We start from the raw sequence: 4832 nt of genomic DNA, 5'->3' as shown, positions 1-4832 counted from the left end.
ATCTTTAACTTGGTTTAGCTTCCATCCGCTACCAAGCAAAATCACTGCATTGATTTTATACGCTGCATGACGATTGCGCTCAGCCCTGTGAGCTATGCGCAACGCCTTTAATTCTTCTTCTGTGAGCCAAAATCCTTTCATGGTCGCAAAGGATATACAATTTCCCTTGTTAAATCAAAAGATTAAACCTAATTCTCAAACGCTATGGGTATACACCAAAGTCATTTAAAAAACCATCGTTAAGTACTGATAAAACCACAGAAGAATTAGGCTACTAATTAATAGTATAGGTGTCAGGCTGAGCCTGTTTTCTCTATAATCAATCCCCTCTGTTATTTATAGTTACAGAAGAACAACGACAATAAACTCTAAAAAGACCCTGTAAATGTTTCAAGTGCACCTTAGAATCGCTTCGCAGACCCTTTAGGGTAAACACTATGGATAGTGTGTATAAAAATCCTACGTCTTGGGTATATTTACGGTCAGTTCACCTGATTAATATACAAGCATCACACATCATAATTTGGCACACATGCTCCACAAAAATAACTAGTCAAACCTATTAAATAATGTACAATGCTATATTTTAGCAAAATAAATAGTACATAAGTACAATATTATGAAGGATAACGGGCGAGGACGATATGTAAGTTTTAATAATCGTATTAAGGAATTTGTATAAAAATTATGATATACAACTATGACTTATTTATTTTCATAGCCGTATCGTATAAAAAACATTCAAACATAAGCAGTAGGTTATAGTTAAAAATATTAACAATGAGCGACTCATCTTTATTAAATAGATCTCAGGATAATCCTGACTTATTCTGGGACATATCTTCCATTATCAACAAAACCAAAGCCATTCATTTTTTTCAATCAGTATCATCCTCTTTTTGTGTATACAGCCCCACAGTAAAAAAAATATACAGCAACTTTGAAGTTATTCTACCTAAAGATTACCACAGTAGTTTGATTGTTTTACCAAACCCTTTTGCATTTCATGATACATTCAATCGTGTCAATGAAGAAGCCATTAAATCTACAGGAATTTTATTATTTCCTGGTGAAGTATTTCAAAAAAAAGGGTTGATTATTTGCATTACACAAACCAAAACGAAAAAAGTACAGCATATTGAACTGGATAGTGCTTCTGTTTTTTTAAACAGACTTTACCAACGCCGCTTTAATACACCATTTTTACCTATATTACTTAATGGAGATTTAAAAGAGTTCAAAGCCAAGTCACCTTATTTACACTTACATAGATTTGATCCAACAGCTGTTACCGGGCTAAGCCAGTTTGAAATAAGATCAATCACAGCGACTATTAGCGAGCGTTTTCAAAGTATGCTAAATAATTAAAACTATAATTTTGCTTATTTACTAGTTTACAAGGGATAATTTCCCAAAGCAGAAGGCCATCCTTGACTTCTACTACTTACAGCACCTCAATGAAAGGATTGACAGTATTCAACGTATTTATATAGATGAAGACTTTAGATATTTCGAAAAAAGTACATTATACTCTTCGTACTAGGCATAAATAACAACAACGTTAAAGCAAAGGAGGCTGGAATACTTCAATCATTACTTTTTCACCAGCCACCATACTTTCTTGGTTCTCATCTAACACAATAAAACAGTTAGCGCCTACTAAAGATGACATGATTGCACTTCCCTGCTTCCCTGTTGGTGTTACTAATAACTCACCTTCATTGTTCGATGTATAATGGCTACGGATGTATTCTGTACGGCCTTGTCGCTTCTTCAATGGGTGTGTAAGTGTTGCACATAAATAGTTTGGAGGAAGATACTCTCCACCCGTCATTTTTACCATCGCTGGTAATGCCAATTTGTAAAACGTAACCAAAGCAGATACCGGATTACCCGGTAATCCCAAAAACAAAGCGTTTGACAGCCAGCCATATGCGAAAGGTTTACCTGGCTTAATCGCTACCTTCCAAAGGTGTAATTCACCCAGCTCACTAATAATATCTTTAATATAATCAGCCTCACCAACAGAAACACCTCCTGAGGTGATAATAACATCACACTGGTTATTTGCTTTAATTAAAGTGTCTTTTATTAATTGAACATTATCAGAAATAATACCAAAATCATGAACATCACATCCCATATTCGAAAGTAACGCATTCAACATGTAGCGATTACTATCGTAAATATCCCCCAAATGGAGTGTTGTACCTAATGCTTTAAGTTCATCACCCGTAGATAATAATCCAACCTTTAACTTTCGATAAACGGTGACAGTTGAAATACCTTGCGCTGCCAAAAAGCCAATATCTGCTGCCAAGCATTGATGTTTTGCGGGTAATAATATCTTTCCTTGCTTTATATCTTCACCTTTTAAGCGAACGTGATCACCTTGCCTCACCTCTCCAGAAAATATTACTTTATCAGAACGCTTCTCACACAACTGCTCTTGCATAATGACTGTATCTGCTCCTGTTGGTATGGGGGCTCCAGTCATAATGCGTACACATTGCCCTTTTTCAACAGATTTAGTATATGGCTTACCTGCCAGCGCAGTACCAACGACTGTTAGAGGTTGACCTGACTGATAATCCGCAAACCTAACTGCATACCCATCCATAGCAGAATTATGCCAAGCAGGGTTGTCCACTAGAGCATAGATTGGTTGCGCTAGATAACGATGTAATGCTTGAGGCAGTGGAAGCTCTTCATAGTCTGCATGAGGCTTAACTGCCGCTAACAGCTTATTGAGGGCATCATTAACAGAGATTAATCCAGGTTGGTCACAACAACTCATTTACGTTTCCTTGCCAAGATTCTTATAGATAACTCGCTTCAGTCAACTATTAACTTCTTTTTTGTTTATTGATTACCCACACTGCTGCTTCAACACGTGAACGCATATTAAGTTTTTTTAATAAATGTTTCACATGCACTTTTACTGTTCCATCAGAAACACCTAATTCACGCGCAATTGTTTTATTGCTATACCCTTGGGCAATTCGCATTAATATCTCATATTCACGACTGGTTAAAGAAGCTAAAAGATTTTCATCAGTCTGGTCGGGCTTACGAAGCGCTGTAGCTAACACTTCAGCTAAACGCTCACTAATCACCATTTTACCAAGAACAGCCTGCTTTATTTTATCGAGAATATCTTCAGGCTCCATATCCTTTAGTAAGTAGCCATCTGCACCTGCTCGTATACACTGAATCACATCAGCCTCATTATCAGAGACCGTAAGCATAATAATTCGTGCTGTCACACCTTGATTACGCATCATTCGAAGTGTTTCTATACCATCAAGCCCTTGCATATTCAAATCTAACAAAATCAGGTCAGGTTCACTATGTTTGACCATGTCAAGCGCATCTTGCCCACGGCTAAACTCACCAATAATCTGTAGACTATCTTCTAACTCAAGTAATTGTTTTAACCCTTTTCTAAATAAAGGGTGGTCATCGACCATTAAAATAGTAGCAACTTCAGAAGACATTACGTTGGTCTCTAGGTAGTTCTATAATAACTATACCCTTCACGAATCGTTACAGACCATGCTAGCCCCGCTAAAAATCCTTCGTTTTGGGTATATAATTAATATCATCAAAAATTCGCATAATGGCTTTCGCTCAAACGATGATAAACCTTTGATCTGTGTCAGCATTATGCTAAATACCAATTATAGTGGATAAATAGCTTTATCCCTTATGTAAATAGTTTTATACCTCTTAATTGGTATTTTTATTTTTGTATTTCATATTATCAAATAAACATATCCTGTTCTACATACTGTCATACAGTTTATTTAAGCCCTTACTAATACAAAAATCTAACCGTCTTATATTGAAAAAATAATACATGCAGTCTACCTATTCCTAGGCATTGTCCCTTACTTACCATCCTCTCATAGTGAGTTTACATTTCGTCACGCCTCATGAGTGGGGGAGATCACTATGACAGATATAACACACTGGAACCCTGAAGATACCCAGCAATGGGAAGCATCAGCAAAAAATATTGCAGCAAGAAACCTTTGGATTTCTATTCCATCATTGCTGTGTGGCTTTGCAGTCTGGTTATATTGGGGCGTTATCACAGTTCAAATGTTGAACCTAGGCTTTCCTATTGCTAAAGCGGAACTTTTTACCCTGATGGCTATTGCTGGCTTAACAGGTGCAACCTTACGCATACCGAGTAGTTTTTTTATTCGTTTATGTGGTGGTCGAAATACTATTTTCTTTACGACAGCTTTGATAATTATTCCGGCCTTAGGAACAGGAATGGCCCTGCAAGATAAAAATACTCCGCTTTGGGTATTCCAGCTTTTAGCACTTTTATCTGGAATAGGTGGGGGTAATTTTGCCTCTTCAATGTCAAATATTAGCTTTTTCTTTCCTAAAAAAAAGCAAGGTCTTGCCCTGGGTCTCAATGCGGGACTAGGGAATTTTGGCGTAACAACAATGCAAATTATTGTTCCTTTATTTATGACCTTTGGTGCTTTTGGCTCATTAGGCGGTGAGCCAATGGTATTAATGTACCCCCTCTGCAATCGTGTGCTGCAGTAAATAACGTACAAGCCATACCGCTAATGTCTTCTTACTCAGTTCTCTGTCTGTTTAGTACGCTGCATTCATTTCACGAATAGCCGTTTATTAGTTGTATGAAGCAACCAAAGATTGAAACCTTATCGCCTGAAGCCTATCAGGATCTCCAGCAGGCTATTACGGCCTCATCATTAAGTCAGGACCATAAAAACCTCGTCATAGGCGTGTTGGATCTCTGTTTATGGCTTCAGCAAAAACTCACCTTCTCAAAAATCAGCATTAATACC

Annotated in this window: 3 protein-coding genes and 1 pseudogene; 2 read left to right on the top strand and 2 right to left on the bottom strand. The window is 37.2% G+C overall.

Going from position 1 to position 4832, the window contains the following annotated elements; genetic code table 11:
* Positions 1-780 precede the first annotated feature (780 nt).
* On the top strand, positions 781-1368 hold the full coding sequence (locus F607_RS31695; protein ID WP_051311814.1) for a hypothetical protein: 588 nt from the start codon (positions 781-783) through the stop codon (positions 1366-1368).
* Between the two features lie 193 nt (positions 1369-1561).
* Here F607_RS31695 and moeA read toward each other — a convergent pair whose 3' ends face one another.
* Positions 1562-2797: a molybdopterin molybdotransferase MoeA gene (gene moeA, locus F607_RS0124665; RefSeq protein WP_027710171.1), complete on the bottom strand. Its 1236-nt coding sequence runs from the start codon at positions 2795-2797 to the stop codon at positions 1562-1564.
* Between the two features lie 49 nt (positions 2798-2846).
* A complete protein-coding gene (gene narL / locus F607_RS0124660; protein WP_027710170.1) occupies positions 2847-3497 on the bottom strand; it encodes a two-component system response regulator NarL in 651 nt (216 codons plus the stop codon).
* Between the two features lie 457 nt (positions 3498-3954).
* Between narL and F607_RS0124655 the strand changes: the two are divergent.
* A pseudogene (locus F607_RS0124655) lies at positions 3955-4533 on the top strand (MFS transporter); the annotation flags it as partial.
* Positions 4534-4832 lie beyond the last annotated feature (299 nt).

Source organism: Zooshikella ganghwensis DSM 15267 (genome assembly GCF_000428585.1).
Classification (GTDB): domain Bacteria; phylum Pseudomonadota; class Gammaproteobacteria; order Pseudomonadales; family Zooshikellaceae; genus Zooshikella; species Zooshikella ganghwensis.
This window is presented reverse-complemented; position numbering and strand designations above follow the sequence as displayed.

Coding starts and splice junctions, on each gene's coding strand:
- moeA (WP_027710171.1), bottom strand. CDS start 2,797: ATGAGTTGTTGTGACCAACCTGGATTAATCTCTGTTAATGATGCCCTC.
- F607_RS31695 (WP_051311814.1), top strand. CDS start 781: ATGAGCGACTCATCTTTATTAAATAGATCTCAGGATAATCCTGACTTA.
- narL (WP_027710170.1), bottom strand. CDS start 3,497: ATGTCTTCTGAAGTTGCTACTATTTTAATGGTCGATGACCACCCTTTA.